The following is a 16518-nucleotide window of genomic DNA, read 5'->3' as shown; positions in this document are numbered from 1 at the left end:
CTCGGGACATCGACCACGACGCCATCGCCGCCCACCGCCGCCACGCCGCGGCCATGGCCATACAGCAGCCGGAGCCGCCACAGTCACCCACCGTCACGGAAAGGAGCAACGCATGAGCGTCGCATTGGAGGAGATGAGCGGGTACGCGCGCGGCATCGTGGCCCGCCTCGGCATGGAGGCGCATCCGGAGGGCGGCTGGTATGTGCGCGACTGGCAGTCGCCGCTGGCATACCGCACCGACAATCCCGACGGCGGGTTGGATGGGCGGCCGCTGGCCTCGCTCATCTATTTCCTGCTGCCGCAGGGCGACGCGAGCGCCTGGCACAAGGTGGACGCCGACGAGATCTGGCTGTGGCACGGCCCCGCGCCGGTCACACTCCAGCTCGGCGGCGACGGCGAACGGCCGGACGAGGCCGGCGCCACGACGATCCGCCTCGGTGCCGGCCTGGCCGTCCCCGACGGACCGGAGCCGGCGGCATCCGACGCGGCCGGCGACGGCGCCCCCGTCGCCGGCCATGCGGTCGTGCCGGCCGGCCTCTGGCAACGCACGGTGCCGGGCACGGGGGACGCGCTCGTCTCCTGCGTCGTCAGCCCCGGCTTCACCTTCGACGGCTTCGTGCTCGACCGCTGAGGCTCGTCCCCGGCCCGTCACTACAATCCTGTACAGCATCTATCGTCATCATCGTCCATAGCAAAGCCCGCCGGTCCCGTCCGGCGGGCACCCAGGAAGAAGGGACCTCCATCATGGCAATCAATAGCAGGCATCTGCTCCGTTCCCTCGCCGCCGGCGTCTGCGCCGCGGCCCTCGCGCTGACCGCGGCATGCGGCAGCGGCGGCGACCAGTCGAACGACGCCACCGCAGGCAGCGGCGACATCACCCAGCAGACCGTCACCCCGGGCACGCTGACCATCGCCACCGGTGATCCGGCCTACGAGCCGTGGGTCCTCGACGACAACCCGGAGTCCGGCAAGGGCTACGAGGCGGCGCTGGCCTACGCGGTGGCCGAGAAGATGGGCTTCGACAAGGACCACGTCAAGTGGACGAGCACCTCCTTCGACGCGGCCATCGCGCCGGGCGCCAAGGACTGGGATATGAACATCCAGCAGTTCGGCATCACCCCGGAGCGCAAGAAGGCCGTGGACTTCTCCTCCAGCTACTACAAGGACACGCGCGCCGTCATCGTGAAGAAGGACGGCAAGTATGCCAACGCCACCAGCCTCGCGGATCTCAAGGGCGCGGTGATCGGCGCCACCGTGGGCACCCAGGGCTACACGTACGCCAAGCAGGACATCACCGACGACGTGCAGACCTTCAACGACGACGCCTCCACCGCGCAGGCGCTTGACGCCGGCCAGGTGGACGCCATCGTGGCCGACACCACCGTGTGCGTGTATATGGTCGACTCCGGCCAGGTCAAGGACGCGAAGGTGCTCGGCCGCATCGCCGGCTCCGAGGACAAGGACGGCATGGGCATCGTGCTGCCGAAGGGCTCCCCGCTCACCAAGGCCACGACCAAGGCCGTGGACGAGCTGACCGCGGACGGCACCATCGAGCAGCTGCAGAAGCAGTGGCTGGCCGACTACACCACCAACCTGCCCGAGCTCAAGTAGGCCGTCGCCATGGCATCCGCAACCCCCGCCCACGGCGCCGACGGCGTGGCAGCGGCGCCCGCGCCGGTCAGCGACGTCGAGCTCGAGCGCCGCGCGTACCGCAGGCGGCAGCAGTACAAGTCGGTGGCGGTCAGCATGGTCAGCACCGTGGTGCTGGCGCTGGTCATCGTCGTCGGGCTGCAGCTCTCCCCCGGCTGGCCGCATGTGCGCGAGACCTTCTTCTCCGGCGAGTACTTCGCCAAGGCCTTCCCCGAGGTGTTGGACGGCCTGTGGCTCAACATCCGCGTGCTCGCGGTGGCGGTGGTCGGCGTGGCCGTGTTTGGCACGCTGATCGCGATGGTGCGCACCAGCCGCAGCCCGATCATGTTCCCGCTGCGCGCGCTGGCCGCGCTGTACACGACGGTGATGCGCGGCATCCCGATGATCGTGATCCTCTACCTCATCGGCTTCGGCATCCCCGGTCTGCAGATCGTCAAGGGCCGCATCGACCCGGCCATCCTCGGCACCATCGCCGTCATCATGGGCTATTCCGCCTATGTGGCGGAGGTGCTGCGCGCCGGCTTCGACGACGTGCACCCCTCGCAGCGTGCCTCGGCGCGTTCGCTGGGCCTGACGGCCGGGCAGACGACGCGCATGATCGTGATCCCGCAGGCGCTGCGCAAGGTGGCGCCCGCCCTGATGAACGACTTCATCTCGATGCAGAAGGACGTGGGCCTCATCTCCGTGCTGGGCGCAGTGGACGCGGTGCGCGCCGCCCAAATCGAGGTGGCCAGCAGCTACAACTTCACCCCGTATGTGGTGGCCAGCCTGCTGTTCATCCTGATGAGCGTGCCGTTCATCCTGCTCAACGACTGGTATTCGGCGCGGTTGCGCAAGCGCGAGCTGAGCGGAGGCACGGTATGAGTGGCGTGACGACGGATACGAAGGCGGCCGCAAAGGCCGCGCTGGCGGGCGGGGCCACGGACGGCGGCCGCCCGGTGCTGCGCCTGAATGGCGTGCGCAAATCCTTCAACGGCGTCGAGGTGCTCAAAGGCATCTCCTTCGACGTGAACCGGCACGAGGTGGTGGCGCTGCTGGGCCCCTCCGGCTCGGGCAAGTCCACGCTGATGAAATGTGTGAACCTGTTGGAGCAGGTGGACGACGGCCAGATCTGGCTGGGCGACACCGACATCACCGACCCGCGCGCCGACCAGGACCGGATCCGTGCGCGCATCGGCGTCGTGTTCCAGCAGTTCAACCTGTTCCCGCATATGACGGTGCTCAAGAACGTCACGCTGGCCGCGCGTAAGGTGCACCATTGGCCGAAGGACAAGGCCGACGCCCGCGCGCTGGAGCTGCTCGACCGCATCGGCATGCGGGCGAAGGCCGGCGCCTACCCCGACCAGCTCTCCGGAGGCCAGCAGCAGCGCGTGGCCATCGCCCGTGCGCTGATGACCGACCCGGAGCTACTGCTGCTCGACGAGATCACCTCCGCGCTCGACCCGATGCTGGTGGGCGAGGTGCTCACCATGGTGGCCGAGCTCAAGGAGCAGGGCACCACAATCCTCATGGCCACGCACGAGATGGGCTTCGCGCATGATGCCGCCGACCGCGTGGTGCTGCTGCGCGGCGGCGTCATCGCCGAGAACGGCACGCCGCGCGAGGTGATGGACGAGTCCCAGGACCCGGCCACGCGCGAGTTCTTCAGCCACTTCCGCGGCTGAGCCGCCTCAGGCGCCGACGAGACGCTTGGTCTCCTCGACGTTGCGGCTCAGCTCGGCGGTGAGCTCCTCCACGCCGGCGAATTTGACCTGCGGGCGCAGGAACCCGACGAATTCGACGCGCACCCGGTGGCCGTACAGGTCGAGCCACTCCCCGTCGCCGGTGATAGCGTAGGCCTCGACCACGCGGTCCTTGAGGCCGGTCTGCTCGTTGAACGTGGGCTTGGTGCCAATCGAGATGGCGGCGGGCCAGCGCCGTTCGCCGTCGACGAGCCAGCCGGCGTACACGCCGTCGACCGGCAGATAGCCGGTGATGCCGTCGCCGAGGTTGGCGGTGGGGAAGCCGATGGTGCGCCCGCGCTCCTCGCCGTGCACGACCAGTCCTTCGATGACGTGCGGGTGGCCCAGGATCCGATCGGCGTCCTGAATGCGGCCCTGGCCGAGCAGCCAGCGCACGTTCGTGGAGCTCCAAGCGCGTACGGCGCGCGCCTGGTGCCGCTTGCTCCAGGCGCGCCGCTCGGCCTTGTTGGCGCCGGCCAGCGGGTCGGCGGGCTCGCCCCACCCGGTGGGCATGACGGGGGTCATGTCGCGCGGCACGCGCACCTCGCCGGGGCCGCGGTCGTCCACGACCTCGAGTTCGAACACGCCGGTGGCGGCGGCGAGGTCGCGGATGGCGGGCACGTCGCCTTCGCGGTTGTGGCCCATCGCGGCGTCGGCGCCGAGCACCAGCGTGCGCATGCCGAGCTTGCCGACGAGCTGACCGAGGAAGAAGCGGTACGACTTGGCGGCGAAGGGCAACGTGTACCGCACGACGAAGGCCTCGTCCACGCCGAGGCCGGCGATGCGGCGCAGACGCTCGTCCACGCCGCTCAGGGCCTGGGTGTCCGGCAGCCCGGCGGGCGGTTCGGCGCCGTCATGGGCGGCGGCGTAGCCGTGCACGAAGGCGGGGCGCGGGTCGAACACGATGACGATGGAGAAGACGTCGTGCCGGCGCGCCAGTTCGACGACGCGCTCCACGACGGCCTGGTGCCCGCGGTGGAAGCCGTCGAACACGCCGACGCCGATCACCGACCGGCGGTCGTTGTCCAGCGTGGGCCAGGCGACCACGCCGTTCTCGTCGGGGGTCAGATGGGTGATGTTCATCGGCATTGCCTTCCTCATCGGATGGTGGTTGGGTGGGTCATCGCGCGTTGAAGACGGTGACGGGCTTGAGCTGGCGCCCGCCGCGCGCAGGGGCGACGAGGGCCACCACGTCGTCGTCGGCCGGCGTGGCGCCTGGGATGACGGCCGCGGCCACAGCGCCGTCCGCGCCGGACGGCCAGCCGCGTTCGAGGCGGCGGCCGAAGCGCAGCTCGGCGGCTTCACCGGCGTCGATGGCGACGACCGGCATCGCGCCGCGCACAGCCTCGCCCATCGTCAGGGCGCGGGCGCGCAGCCAGTCGGCGCGTTCGGCGCCGGCCAGGCCCTCCGGAGTGTCGAGCACGCAGCTGGCGCGGGTCACGGTCTGGCCCTCGCGGTTCGTGAAGGTCGTCGTCGCGCGGTGCGCGCCGATGGCATGGGCGGCGGTCCCGACGAGGCCGGAGCGGTCGTCGGCCAGCGCGAAGCGGCCGACGCGTGTGCGGCGCAGACGGACCAGATGCCCGCCGACGCCCAGCGCGGCGCCCAGGTCGCGGGCCAGCGCGCGGATGTAGGTGCCGGAGGAGCAGCTCACGCGCACGTCCACGTCGAGCACTGGGACCATGGCGGCCGTCTCGTCGCCGTCTCCGCCCCGCTCCCCCAGCGGCAGGCCGGGGATGGCGGCGGAGGACAGGCCCCGGCGCACGTCGAGCACGTCGAAGGCGGCGATGGTGACCGGGCGGGCCTTGAGCTCCACGTCCTTGCCGTCGCGGGCGAGGTCGTAGGCGCGTCGCCCGCCGATCTTGATGGCGGAGAACGTGTTCGGCACCTGCTCGATGCGGCCGAGGAACCGGTCGGCGATCATCGCCTCGACGGCGGCCCGGTCGAGCGCGCCGACGCGGTCCGCCACGTCGGCGGGCAGGATGGCGCCCTCGGCGTCGTCGGTGGTGGTGGCCAGGCCCAGGCGGACCGTGGCCTCGTAGATTTTGTCATGCTCGACGATGGCGGTGAGCAGGCGCGTCGCGTGGCCGAAGCCGATGACGAGCAGCCCGGTGGCCATCGGGTCGAGGGTGCCGGCGTGGCCGACTTTCTTCGTGCGCAGGGCGCCGCGCACGGCGGCCACCGCGTCGAAGCTCGTCACCCCGCGCGGTTTGTCTACCAGCAGCAGGCCGGAGTCCATGGACGTCACCTCGCCGCCGGCCGTCAGGCCGCGTCCCGGTCGCCGTCGAAGCCGTCGGACTCGTCGGACTCGTCGAAATCGTCGAAATCGTCGGTCTCGTCGTCCTCGGGCTCGTCATCATGCTTGTACGGGTCGGCGTCGCCGGCGTACTGGGCGGTGGCACGGGAGCGGGCGAGCTCCTCGTCGCGCTTGCGCGCCACGGCGAGGATGTCCTCGATCTCATGCGCCTCGCCGGGCACCTCGTCGAAGATGAACTGCAGCTGCGGGGTCAGGCGCAGGCCGGCCTTCTGGCCGACCAGCGTGCGCAGGCGGCCGCTGGCCTGCTTGAGGGCCTGTGCGGCGCGCTTGCGCTCGCCCTGCTCGTGGCCGTCGTGGCCGAGCTGGGTCCAGTAGATCTTGGCGAGCTGGAGGTCGTTGGTGACGCGCACCTCGGTGATCGTCACGTTGAACAGGCGCTTGTCATGCAGCTGGGACTCCATCGAGGAGGCGATGACGCGCTGGATGAGCGCGGCGATGCGCGCCGCGCGGGGGTTGGTTCCTGCCATGGGTGTCCTTTGAGGTCTGGGGAAAACTGGTCATGGGAGGGGCGGGGCGTGGCCCGGCCCCAAACGGCGAGGGGAGAACGCCGGCCGGGAACCGGTCCGTGGCCGGCGCCACGGACCGGCCAGCGGCAGGTCGCTCTCCCCTCGTCGGTGTCCGGGCGCTACTTGCGCTCCACCTCGCGCATCTCGAAGGTCTCGATGATGTCGCCCACCTCGATGTCGTTGAAGGTGCCGAGGTTGATGCCGGCCTCGTAGCCTTCCTTGACGGAGGTGACGTCGTCCTTGAAGCGGCGCAGCGAGGAGATCTCGAGGTCGTTGACCGTCGCGACGCCGTCGCGCAGGATGCGGCACTTGGTGCCGCGCTTGACCTCGCCGTCCTGTACCATGACGCCGGCGATGTTGCCGAACTTGGAGGAGCGGAAGATCTCGCGGATCTCGGAATGCGAGGTGACGACCTCCTCGTACTCCGGCTTGAGCATGCCCTTGAGGGAGGCTTCGATGTCCTCGATGGCCTGGTAGATGACCGAGTAGTACTTGATCTCCACGCCCTCGCGCTCGGCGAGGTCCGCGACCTGGCGGTTCGGACGCACGTTGAAGCCGATGATGACGGCCTTGTCGACCGTCGCGAGGTTGACGTCGTTCTGCGTGATCGCGCCGACGCCGCGGTGGATGACCTGGATGCCGACCTCGTCGGAGACCTCGATCTTCATGAGGCTGTCCTCGAGCGCCTCGACGGAGCCGGAGGAATCGCCCTTGATGACGATGTTGAGCATGTCGACCTCGGCCTTCGCGAACTGCTCCTTGAGGGACTCGAGGGAGACGACCTTGCGGCGCTTGGCCAGCTGGGCGGCGCGCTCGGAGGCCTGGCGCTTCTCGGCGATCTGACGGGCGGCGCGGTCGTCCGGGGCGACCAGGAACAGGTCGCCGGCGGTCGGCACGGAGGTCAGGCCCAGCACCTGGACCGGCGTGGACGGGGTGGCCTCCTTCATCTGGTTGCCGTTCTCGTCGAGCATCGCGCGGACGCGGCCGTACGAGGTGCCGGCCACGATGGCGTCGCCCACATGCAGGGTGCCCTGCTGGACGAGCACGGTGGCCACGGCGCCACGGCCCTTGTCGAGGCGGGCCTCGACGGTGGCGCCACGGGCGTCCATGTTCGGGTTCGCCCTGAGGTCGAGCTCGGCGTCGGCGGTCAGAAGCACCGCCTCGAGCAACTTGTCCACGTTGGTGCCTTGCTTGGCGGAGATGTCGACGAACATCGTGTCGCCGCCGTACTCCTCCGGCACGAGGCCGAACTCGGTGAGCTGGCCGCGCACCTTCTCCGGGTTGGCGCCGGGCACGTCGATCTTGTTGACGGCCACGACGATCGGCACGTGGGCGGCCTGCGCGTGGTTGATGGCCTCAACGGTCTGCGGCATCACGCCGTCGTCCGCGGCGACCACCAGGATCGCCACGTCCGTCAGCTCGGCGCCGCGGGCACGCATGGCGGTGAAGGCCTCGTGGCCCGGGGTATCGAGGAAGGTGATCTTGCGGTGCTCGCCGTCCAGGTCCACGGACACCTGGTAGGCGCCGATGCGCTGGGTGATGCCGCCGGCCTCGCGCGCCTGCACGTTGGTCTTGCGGATCGTGTCGAGCAGGCGGGTCTTGCCATGGTCGACGTGGCCCATGACGGTGACGACCGGCGGGCGCGGCTTGAGGTCCGCGTCGTCCTGCAGCTCTTCCTCGTCGAGGTCGATGTCGAACTGCTGGAGCAGCTCCTTGTCCTCCTCCTCGGCGGAGACGAGCTTGATGTTCCAGCCGATCTCCTCGCCCAGGATCTGGAAGGTGGCCTCGTCCAGGGACTGCGTGGCCGTGGCCATCTCGCCCAGGTGGAACAGCACGGTTACCAGGGCCGCGGGGTTGACGTTGATCTTCTCGGCGAGGTCCGCCAGCGAGGCGCCCTGGCGCAGACGGATGGTCTGGCCGTTGCCGCGCGGGATGCGCACGCCGCCGATGGTCGGAGCCTTGATCTCCTCGTACTCCCTGCGCTTGGCCAGACGGTTCTTGCGCGCCTTCGAGGACTTGCCGCCCTGGCGGCCGAACGCGCCGGCGGTGCTGCCGCGGCCGCCGCGGAAGCCACCGCGGGACGGACCGTTGCTCGGAGCGCCGGAGCCGGAGCCGGCGCGGAAGCCGCCGCGCGCGCCGGTGCCGGAGCCAGCGCCGGCACCCTGGCCCGGACGCCCGTGGCCCCACTGGCCCGGACGCGCGCCGGTGCCCGGCCCCGGACGGCCGCCGCGGAAGCCGCCGCCCTGGCCGGGACGGCCGCCGCGTCCACGGCGCTCGTTGTTGTTCACGGTCGGACGCGCCATCGGATGCGGGCGCGGAATGTCACCCGGCGTGGGCGTGTGCATGCCCTGCTTGCGGGAGAACGGATTGTTGCCCGGGCGCGGCCCGCCGGCGCGGGAGCCCGGAGTGGGGGCCGGGCCGGAGCCATGCTGGCCCGGGGTGTGCTGGCCCTGGGGATGGCCGCCGCCCTGGCCGGGCTTGCGCGAGCCGGGCTTGGCCTGCGCGGCGCGGTCGTTGCGGCCCGGACGCGCGCCCGGCTTGGGCGCGTTGGAGCGGGCGCCGGGCTTGGCGGCCGGGGACGGATGGTGCGGGGCCGGCGTCGCGGCGGACGGGCCGGGCTTGGCGGCCGGCGCGGCCGGGGCGTGCGGCGTGGGGGCCGCGGGCTTGGCGGCGGCCGGGGACGGATGGACCTTCGCCGGCGAAGGATGATGCGCCGGGGACGCCTGCTTGGCGGCCGGCTTCTTGGCGCCGCCGTCCTTGGTCTGGAAGGCGGCCTTGAGCTTGCGCGCCACCGGCGGCTCGACGGTGGAGGACGCGGACTTGACGAACTCGCCCATCTCCTTGAGCTTCTCCAGGGCGGTCTTGCTGTCGATGCCAAGGGACTTGGCGATTTCGTATACGCGTGGTTTCGCCACTACTTAACTCCTATCTGCGACCACGCGCACCGTACGCGCGGTCAGTTCCCGATGACGGTGTCCATAACCAGTCTCATCGTGCGACCATGATCGTGTTACCTCGTCTTCTTGTTCCCCGCCCGGCAGGCATGACGGCACGCCCGGCCGTGCGGATTCCGCAGACAAGCATACCCGGGGCACCGGATACCACGCGCGGGCGCGTGGCTTGCCGGAATGCCCCGGGTGAGGAAGGGGGTGCCAGGCGGCTCAGTCCTGGTCGGTGGCGTCGGCGGCGGCCTTCGCACGGGCCAGCTCGGCCTCCTTGGCGGCCTGCGCCTCGGCGGACTCGATGCCGATCTTCCAACCGGTGAGCTTGGCGGCGAGGCGGGCGTTCTGGCCCTCCTTGCCGATGGCCAGGGACAGCTGGTCGTCATGGATGAACGCGACGGCGGTCTTGTTCTTCTCGCTGATCACATGCACGCCGGTGCACACGGCCGGGCTCAGCGCGGAGGCGACGAATTCGGCCGGGTCGGCGGACCAGTCGACGATGTCGATTTTCTCCTTGCCCAAGTTCTCCATCACCGCGCGCACGCGGGAGCCGCCGGCGCCGATGAGCGCGCCCTTGGGGTTGACGCCCTCCACATTGGCGCGCACCGCGATCTTGGTACGGGCCCCAGCCTCGCGCGCGATGGCCATGATCGACACGGCCCCGGAGACCAGCTCCGGCACCTCGCGCTCGAACAGGCGGCGCACCAGCTCCGGGTGGGAGCGGGACACGATGATCTCCGGGCCCCTGAGCCCGCGTCCGACGTTCACCACATACACGCGCAGACGCTCACCGTGGCGGTAGCGCTCGCCCGGCACCTGCTCACGGCGCGGCAGGATGGCCTCGACGTCGCCGACGGCGATGTGCACGTTCGAGGGATCCTTGGCGTCCTGCTGGACGACGCCGGTGATGAGCTTGCCCTTCTGGCCGGAGAAGGCACCGAACACCTTCTCGTCCTCGGCATGGCGGAACAGCTGGCGGATGACCTGCGCGGCCGTGGCGGCGGCCAGACGGCCGAAGTCCTTGGGGGTGTCGTCGTACTCCTCGCCCAGCGTCGGGGCCGGGTGGGGGTCGTCCTCGGTGGGCTCGGAGGGGATCTCGTCGGCGGCCCACACGGTGAAGGTGCCGGCGCGCTCGTCGAGCTCGACGCGGGCGTGCTTGGCCGCATGCGGGGTCTTGAGGTAGGCGAGGCGAAGCGCCTCGGTGAGGGCCGCGTCCAGCGTCTCGGCGTCGATGCCCTGCTCCTTCGCAAGCTGGTGCATGGCTTTCAGGTCCAGTTCCATGGTGCAAGACCTCCTATGAAGTTATTCCGAGCGCTTGGCCCATACGGTCACAGTCGGCTATTAGTCTAATGACTCATGCAGACACCCCGCCGCCCCTTCCCCGCGATCCCAGCCGTCCCCGGCCGCGCCGCGCGCACCGTGGCGGCGGGCGCGCTGGCGGCGGCGATGGCGGCCGGGACGGCCGGCTGCGCGGCGCCCGCGCTCGACGCCCGCGTCGCCGCGGACGAGACTCCGAGCGCCTGCGAAACCGCCTATGGCCGCGCCGCCTCGCTGACCGAGACCTCCGTCTCCGCGTCGCCGGTGTTCCAACGCTATCTGTCCGCCCGCGAAGCACGGAACGCCTGGTCGACGGTGGCGACCGCATGCGGCGAACGCTTCGACGAGGGCGTCGTCCGCGCCGCCCAGGCCGGGGCGCGGGCCGCCGCGCTGGCCGGCTCGGTCGGCCTCGCGCCCGGGACGGCCGCCGGACCGGGCGCCCCCGCCACCGTCGACTTCGACGACGTCGTGGAGCTGGCGCTGCCGGATGACGCGGTGGAACGCCTCGCGCTGGCCGAGGACCGCGCCGGATTCGCGACCGAGGTGCTGGCCGCCCGTCAGGCGCCGGGGGCGACGCTGGCAATCAGCGACAACCACAAGGCGATGGCCGAGCGGCTGGTCTCGCTCGCCCCCGCCGGCGGCGACCCCCGCCGGAAGGTGTACGAAACCGAGGAGCTGGTCGCCCATCCCGACCGGATCGAGGATCCGGCCACCGGATTCGATGCGCCGACGACCGCCGTCGTGGAGATGGACTGCGCCCGCGCCTGGCTCGATGCGACGCGCGACGCCGGCGGCACCTCCCCCGCGACGCTCGGCGTGCTCGCCGACGCCGCCACCGCCCGCCTGTGGCGCGCGCTCACGCTCGGCTATCCTGCCGCCGACTGGGCGCTGTTCGACGCCACCGGCGACGGCACGCAGTGACCTTTCCGGGAACACGCCGCTTGCGCCGTCCCGATTCCGTGGCATAATGAACAAGTTGCTTGGTGCACTCAAGCAGCGAAGGATAAGTGTCCGAGCGGTCTAAGGAGCACGCCTCGAAAGCGTGTGAGGTGAAAGCCTCCGCGAGTTCGAATCTCGCCTTATCCGCAATCAAGGGCTACGGGGACATCCCCGGAGCCCTTTTTTCATGCCCCGGGGCCACGCCTTCCGACTGTGCCGGGACCGGCGCCGGACGTCAGACGTCCGGCTGGCCGCCCAGCCAGGCGGCGACACGGGGACGGAGGGATTCGGGGTCGCGCTGGGCGTCCTCGCCGAGGACGGCCAGGCCGGGGCGGATGTCGGCGGCGGGCAGCGCGTCGCGCAGCTCCGTCAGCGTGCGGGCGAAGCCGCTGCCGCCATGCGTGCAGAACGGCAGGATGATCCTGCCGTCCAGGTCCACGGCGTCGAGGAAGCTTCTGACCGGCGCGGGCAGCGAACCGCACCAGATCGGATAGCCGAGGGCCACGGCGCGCGCATCGGCGAGCGCCCCATCCATCCCCTCGTCCCATCGCACGGCGGGACGGGCGCCAGTTTCCAGCTCGCGCTGGATGACGGCCTTGGCCTCCTCGTATCCGAGGGGGTACGGCTCGACCGTTCCGATGTCCACCAGCGCGCAGCCGGCTTCCTCGGCGATGACGCGCGCCAGCCGATGCGTGCTGCCCTCCGCGACGACGCCGACCGCATAGTTCTCCCCGGCCCTCGAATAATCCACCACCAGCATCGGCGCACCTCCCGCACTCGTTCTGCTCCCCATGCTACCCGGGCGCGTACGGATCCGCTCAGGGCCTGGGGCCGGTTCCGTCGTCCCCGTCATCCGCCTCATAGACCAGCACGTCGCCCGGTTGGCAGTCCAGGGCCTCGCAGATGGCGGCGAGCGTGGAGAAGCGGATGGCGGAGACATGGTTGTTCTTGATCTTCGAGAGGTTCGCGTCGGTGATGCCCACCTGCCGGGCCAACCATCCCAGGCTTCTGCCGCGCTCGACCATCATCCGGTCGAGCCGCAGCACGATGCGTCCGCTCACAGCAGGCCGTCCACGTCGCGTTGCAGGCCCATGCCGTATTCGAACACATGCGCGATGGCCAGGCCGATGAGCCCGACCATCGCGACGAAGGCCACGCCGTCCAGGCCGAAGTCCACCGAAGCGCGCATCGCCATGCACACGAGGCCGACCGCCCAGGCCACAACCGGCATGGCGATGAGCAGCGCGCCAATGCGCCGCAGGCCGCGCACCGCCGACGCCACGAACGGGCCGGCGCTCCCCTCGTCCACGAGCGCTCGGCCACCGGCCGCGGCGCGACGTTCCCATGCCTGCAGCCGGCCGCACAATCCGGCCACCTCATGGAAGACCATCGCCCAGCCCGCGGCGATCGCCAGCTGTGCCACCGTCACCAACGCGATCACCGGCGGGCTGACCGCGCCGCGTAGGGCGCCATGACCGAGCCATACGGTCACGCCCAGGAACGAGCCAGACAGCGAGGCCGGCCCGACGCGCAGCAGGTTGGCATCGGCGTCGACCACCGGTTCCACCTGGGCGGCGAGCGCCCAGAGCATCGTTCCCACGACCGCCGCCGCGCCCAGCCACATCACCACTTCGGCGATGCGCGCGATGGCCGCCGCCGCGCTGTCGACGCGCACCCAAATGGTCGATGCCGCCTTCTGTGTCACGGATGTTTCACGCTTTCCCCGAGGGCCGCGTCCGCCGGATCCGCCGCGTCCACGATCGCCGATGGATATCCCCTGCCTGCTCATGGCCGACTCCTTGCCCTCGTGATTGCCACGGGCGCCTTTGCCCGGTGTCACTGCCTAGTATATCGCCAAATATATCGTTATTCAATAATTTTTTATCGTTTGTCGATATTGCTGACAATACTGAGGCCGAATCAATGCAGCCAGCCCGCGGGCGCGCACGGATCCGCTCAGGCCACCTGCTCGTGGACGGAGGCGTTGACCCACTGGGTCTGGGTGACGGCGCCCTCGCCGCCGGCCGACGCCGAGAAGATGCCGATGTCGAGCATGCAGTCGCGGTAGTCGCGCCCGTGGGCGATCGTGATGTAGTTGTCGTCCACCAACCGGTCGTGGGTGGGGTCGAGGCCGATCCACCGGTGGTCCTGGTACACCTCCACCCAGGCGTGGGTGGCGCCCTCGCCGCCGAGCAACCCCGCGATGTACCGGGCCGTCAGTCCCAGCGAGCGGCAGACGGACAGCATCGCATGCGCGTAGTCCTGGCATACGCCCCGGCGCTGGGCGAGCGCCTGCTCGGCGGTGGTGCGCACCGTGGTCGAACCGGGGGTATAGGCGAACGCGGCGTACACCTCGTGCATCACCAGCTCGGACTTCTCCACGTCCGTCAGGTCGGCAGGCGTGCGGGCGAGCTCGCCCCGGCACCGTTCGGTGAGCGCCGCCACGGCCGGGCCGGGCGCGGTGAGCGCGGATTGGAAGCGGTACAGCGGCTTGTAGGGCTCGGATTTGATATGCGCGTTGTCCACGAACGCGATGCCGGTGACCCGGTAGCCGAAGTGGTCGTGCGCCGTGGGCAGGAATCCGGTCATCACCACGGAGTCGAAGGAGTCGATGGTGCGGAACAGCTCGACCTCGGGCTCCACCCGCACGGTCACGTCCACCACCTGCTGCCTGGGGCCGGTGGCGGGCACGCACCGCAGCTGGAAACGATGGTCGGTGACGGGCGCGCCGAAGCTCAGCCGCATCCGGTAGTCGAACATCAGTTTCTTCATCGCTCGGCACCCCCTCGCATTCCCCCCGGACGTCCCGGAGCGTTGCGCTCCACTGTAGCGCGGGAATCAGGCAGCGTGGGATTCCATGTTCATCGAGCTCAGCGAGGCGGCGTCGTCGCGGCCGCCGGTGGCGCGGCCGCCGAAGTCGTCGAGGAAATCCTTGAGACGGTCGGCGAGCGCGTCGTAGCCGCGCGTTGGCAGCTGGCCTAGCAGCCAGCCGACGCCGTCGGCGAAGCACTGCGGCAGCGGCAGCCCGTCCATGAGCCCCGCGTAGGTGGCGAGCTTGTTCAGCGGCGCGTCCATGCGTTCGGCCGGCATGGCCAGGCGCGTGTAGAGGTCGAGCCGTTCGATGTATTTGCCGATGAACACGAAGGCCTTGAGCGTGCTGTCGACGTCGGAGTTCTCGATGCCGCCCCAGAAGGCGAGCATGTCGTCGGCGATGTCGCGCTGGCGGTAGATGTCGCGGGCCTCGGCCGCCTCCTGCGCGGCCGAGGTGATGTTGGAGACGGCCAGCTCGATGTACTGCAGCAGCCGGGAGCTGAGCTCGGGGCGCAGAATGACGGCGTTGTTGAACGCGGCCTGGATGGCGGAGCGCACCGAATCGGGGGTGTCGCCGTCATAGAGGAAGGTGTGGATGAAGGTGTCGAAGTCGGCGAAGTCCTCCGGCAGGTCGAGGGCCCTGGCGAAGGGACGAAAGGCGTCCACGTCGGTGTCCATCACGCGGTCGTAGAACGGGAAGAACTCGGTGAGCGTGGTGAAGGCGCGTTCGGTGTAGCGGCCGAGCCAGTAGAGGTTGTCCGCCTTCGAGGCGGTGACGAGGGCGAGCGCATGGCCGCGCGCATGCGGCAGCAGCGAGACGAGGTCGATGCTCTCGCCGCGGCCGGCGCTCCCCGCCACGGCGGCACCGGCTGAGCCCGCGGCGTCGGGCGCGAGCACCCACGTGTCCTTGAAGCCGCCGCCCTGCGAGGAGTTAACGATCATCTGCCCGGGCACCGAGGAATAGCGGGTGAGGCCGGAGTACCACACATGCGTGCTCTGCGCGGTGATGACGAAGGCGCGCAGATCGGCCTTGCGGGGCGTCGGCTCGCCGGTGGCCGGGTCCACCACGTCGAGGTCGCGGAATGGGATGACCTCCTGGGCGATGAAGCGGCGCGGCTCGGCCTTGATCCGGTCGGCCAGGTCCCGGCGGGCGGACGCGTCGAGGTCGCGGCCGAACACCACGCCGTAGCCGCCGGCCTCGGCCACGTCCTTGATCACGAGCTCGCCCAGACGGTCGAGCACCTCGCGGCGGTCGTCGGGGAACATCGGCATATAGGTGGGCGCGTTGTCGAGCAGCGGCTTCTGGTGCAGGTAGTACTCGATCATGCGCGGCACGAAGTAGTAGATGCCCTTGTCGTCGGCGGCGCCGTTGCCGGGCGCGTTGACGATGGCCACGTTGCCGGCCCGGTACGCGTTGAGCAGGCCGGGCACGCCGATCACCGAATCCGGGTTGAAGGAGAACGGGTCGAGGTATTCGTCCGTCAGTCTGCGGTACACCACGCCCACGCGGTGCCGGTTGCCGGCGTAGTCGGTGAGGAACAGCTTGTTGTCCACCACCTCGAGGTCCTCGGGGAAGGCGAGCGCGGCGCCGGTTTTCTCCGCCAGGTAGGCGTGCTCGAAGAACGCGGAGTTGTAGCGGCCGGGCGTCATCACCACGGCGATGCCCTCGCAGGAGACGAAGTCCATCGCCTTGCGCAGCAGGCGCGGATAGTCGCGGTTGTCGCGCACATGGACCTGGCGGAACAGGCGCGGGTTCGCCCGCCGCTCGATGTCGCGGGCGAACAGCGGGTAGCTGGCGCCGGAGGGGATGCGCAGGTTGTCCTCAAGCACCCACCAGTGCCCGTCCTGCCCCTGCACCAGGTCCTCGCCGGCGATATGCGCGAAGATGCCGCCCGGAGGGGTGACGCCGTTGACCTGCGGATAGTAGCCGGCCGAAGTGTAGACGAAGTCCTCCGGCACCACGCCGTCGTGCACGATGCGCTTGTCCGAGTAGATGTCGCGCAGGTAGGCGTTGAGCGCGTCCACGCGCTGCTTGAGCCCCGCCTCCAGCCGGTCGAACTCGTCGGAGCCGATGATGCGCGGAATCGGGTCGTAGGGGAACAGCCGGTCGTCGTAGGTGCCGTTCTTGTAGACGCCGAAGCGCACGCCGTTGCGCGCCAGCTCGCGGTTGATGTCCGCCCGCCGGCCGACCAGCTCGGCCGCCAGCCGCGCCGCGGCCATGTCCGGCGCGTCCGCCCTGCCCGGCATGCCCTGTGCGTTCTGGACGTCCGCCGCGTGGTTGCGCTGCGCCATATGCCTCATCCCCTTGAGCTGTGCTG

At 70.3% G+C, this 16518-nt stretch carries 15 protein-coding genes and 1 tRNA gene; 6 read left to right on the top strand and 10 right to left on the bottom strand.

Annotation, left to right across the window (positions count from 1 at the left end):
• Positions 1–112: 112 nt before the first annotated feature.
• The 4 genes from H7U32_RS05435 to H7U32_RS05420 all read left to right on the top strand — a co-directional run bounded on the left by H7U32_RS05435 (position 113) and on the right by H7U32_RS05420 (position 3314).
• Positions 113–631 carry a cupin domain-containing protein gene (locus tag H7U32_RS05435; protein WP_204468764.1) on the top strand — a complete coding sequence of 173 codons (519 nt, stop codon included), beginning with the start codon at positions 113–115 and terminating at the stop codon, positions 629–631.
• A 113-nt stretch (positions 632–744) separates the two neighbouring features.
• Entirely contained in the window at positions 745–1611 is an 867-nt protein-coding gene (locus tag H7U32_RS05430; protein ID WP_204468762.1) for an ABC transporter substrate-binding protein, read from the top strand.
• A gap of 9 nt (positions 1612–1620) precedes the next feature.
• The gene (locus tag H7U32_RS05425; RefSeq protein ID WP_204468760.1) at positions 1621–2514 is read left to right on the top strand and encodes an amino acid ABC transporter permease; all 894 of its coding nucleotides are present in this window, start codon (positions 1621–1623) and stop codon (positions 2512–2514) included.
• On the top strand, positions 2511–3314 hold the full coding sequence (locus H7U32_RS05420) for an amino acid ABC transporter ATP-binding protein (protein WP_204468759.1): 804 nt from the start codon (positions 2511–2513) through the stop codon (positions 3312–3314). Before H7U32_RS05425 ends, H7U32_RS05420 begins: the two co-directional genes overlap by 4 nt.
• Before the next feature lie 6 nt (positions 3315–3320).
• On the opposite strand, the gene ribF is transcribed toward H7U32_RS05420, so the two are convergent.
• From ribF to nusA, 5 genes are all read right to left on the bottom strand, one after another.
• Entirely contained in the window at positions 3321–4454 is a 1134-nt protein-coding gene (gene ribF, locus H7U32_RS05415) for a bifunctional riboflavin kinase/FMN adenylyltransferase (RefSeq protein ID WP_204468826.1), read from the bottom strand.
• 37 nt (positions 4455–4491) lie between these two features.
• Complete coding sequence (gene truB, locus H7U32_RS05410; RefSeq protein WP_204468757.1) at positions 4492–5607, bottom strand: tRNA pseudouridine(55) synthase TruB; 1116 nt, start codon at positions 5605–5607, stop codon at positions 4492–4494.
• Positions 5608–5630: 23 nt separating this feature from the next.
• Positions 5631–6152 carry a 30S ribosome-binding factor RbfA gene (gene rbfA, locus H7U32_RS05405; protein WP_204468755.1) on the bottom strand — a complete coding sequence of 174 codons (522 nt, stop codon included), beginning with the start codon at positions 6150–6152 and terminating at the stop codon, positions 5631–5633.
• Between the two features lie 158 nt (positions 6153–6310).
• Positions 6311–9106, bottom strand: coding sequence for a translation initiation factor IF-2 (gene infB / locus H7U32_RS05400; RefSeq protein ID WP_204468754.1), 2796 nt, complete (start codon positions 9104–9106; stop codon positions 6311–6313).
• Positions 9107–9352: 246 nt separating this feature from the next.
• Complete coding sequence (gene nusA, locus H7U32_RS05395; RefSeq protein ID WP_204468752.1) at positions 9353–10414, bottom strand: transcription termination factor NusA; 1062 nt, start codon at positions 10412–10414, stop codon at positions 9353–9355.
• 75 nt (positions 10415–10489) lie between these two features.
• Here nusA and H7U32_RS05390 point away from each other — a divergent pair, with 75 nt between their 5' ends.
• Together H7U32_RS05390 and H7U32_RS05385 are read left to right on the top strand one after the other, a co-directional pair.
• Positions 10490–11371, top strand: coding sequence for a hypothetical protein (locus tag H7U32_RS05390; protein WP_204468750.1), 882 nt, complete (start codon positions 10490–10492; stop codon positions 11369–11371).
• An 80-nt stretch (positions 11372–11451) separates the two neighbouring features.
• Positions 11452–11536, top strand: a tRNA-Ser gene (locus tag H7U32_RS05385).
• Positions 11537–11624: 88 nt separating this feature from the next.
• Here the strand turns inward: H7U32_RS05385 and H7U32_RS05380 are convergent.
• The 5 genes from H7U32_RS05380 to H7U32_RS05360 form a co-directional block, all read right to left on the bottom strand.
• Complete coding sequence (locus H7U32_RS05380) at positions 11625–12149, bottom strand: flavodoxin (protein ID WP_204468749.1); 525 nt, start codon at positions 12147–12149, stop codon at positions 11625–11627.
• 58 nt (positions 12150–12207) lie between these two features.
• Positions 12208–12417, bottom strand: coding sequence for a helix-turn-helix domain-containing protein (locus H7U32_RS05375; RefSeq protein WP_204468824.1), 210 nt, complete (start codon positions 12415–12417; stop codon positions 12208–12210).
• A 29-nt stretch (positions 12418–12446) separates the two neighbouring features.
• A complete protein-coding gene (locus H7U32_RS05370) occupies positions 12447–13178 on the bottom strand; it encodes a DUF2975 domain-containing protein (RefSeq protein ID WP_204468747.1) in 732 nt (243 codons plus the stop codon).
• 167 nt (positions 13179–13345) lie between these two features.
• On the bottom strand, positions 13346–14161 hold the full coding sequence (locus H7U32_RS05365; protein WP_204468745.1) for a transglutaminase family protein: 816 nt from the start codon (positions 14159–14161) through the stop codon (positions 13346–13348).
• A gap of 66 nt (positions 14162–14227) precedes the next feature.
• Complete coding sequence (locus H7U32_RS05360) at positions 14228–16447, bottom strand: circularly permuted type 2 ATP-grasp protein (RefSeq protein ID WP_204468822.1); 2220 nt, start codon at positions 16445–16447, stop codon at positions 14228–14230.
• Positions 16448–16518 lie beyond the last annotated feature (71 nt).

It is taken from the genome of Bifidobacterium pullorum subsp. saeculare, assembly GCF_016899725.1.
Lineage (GTDB): Bacteria > Actinomycetota > Actinomycetes > Actinomycetales > Bifidobacteriaceae > Bifidobacterium > Bifidobacterium pullorum_C.
This window is presented reverse-complemented; position numbering and strand designations above follow the sequence as displayed.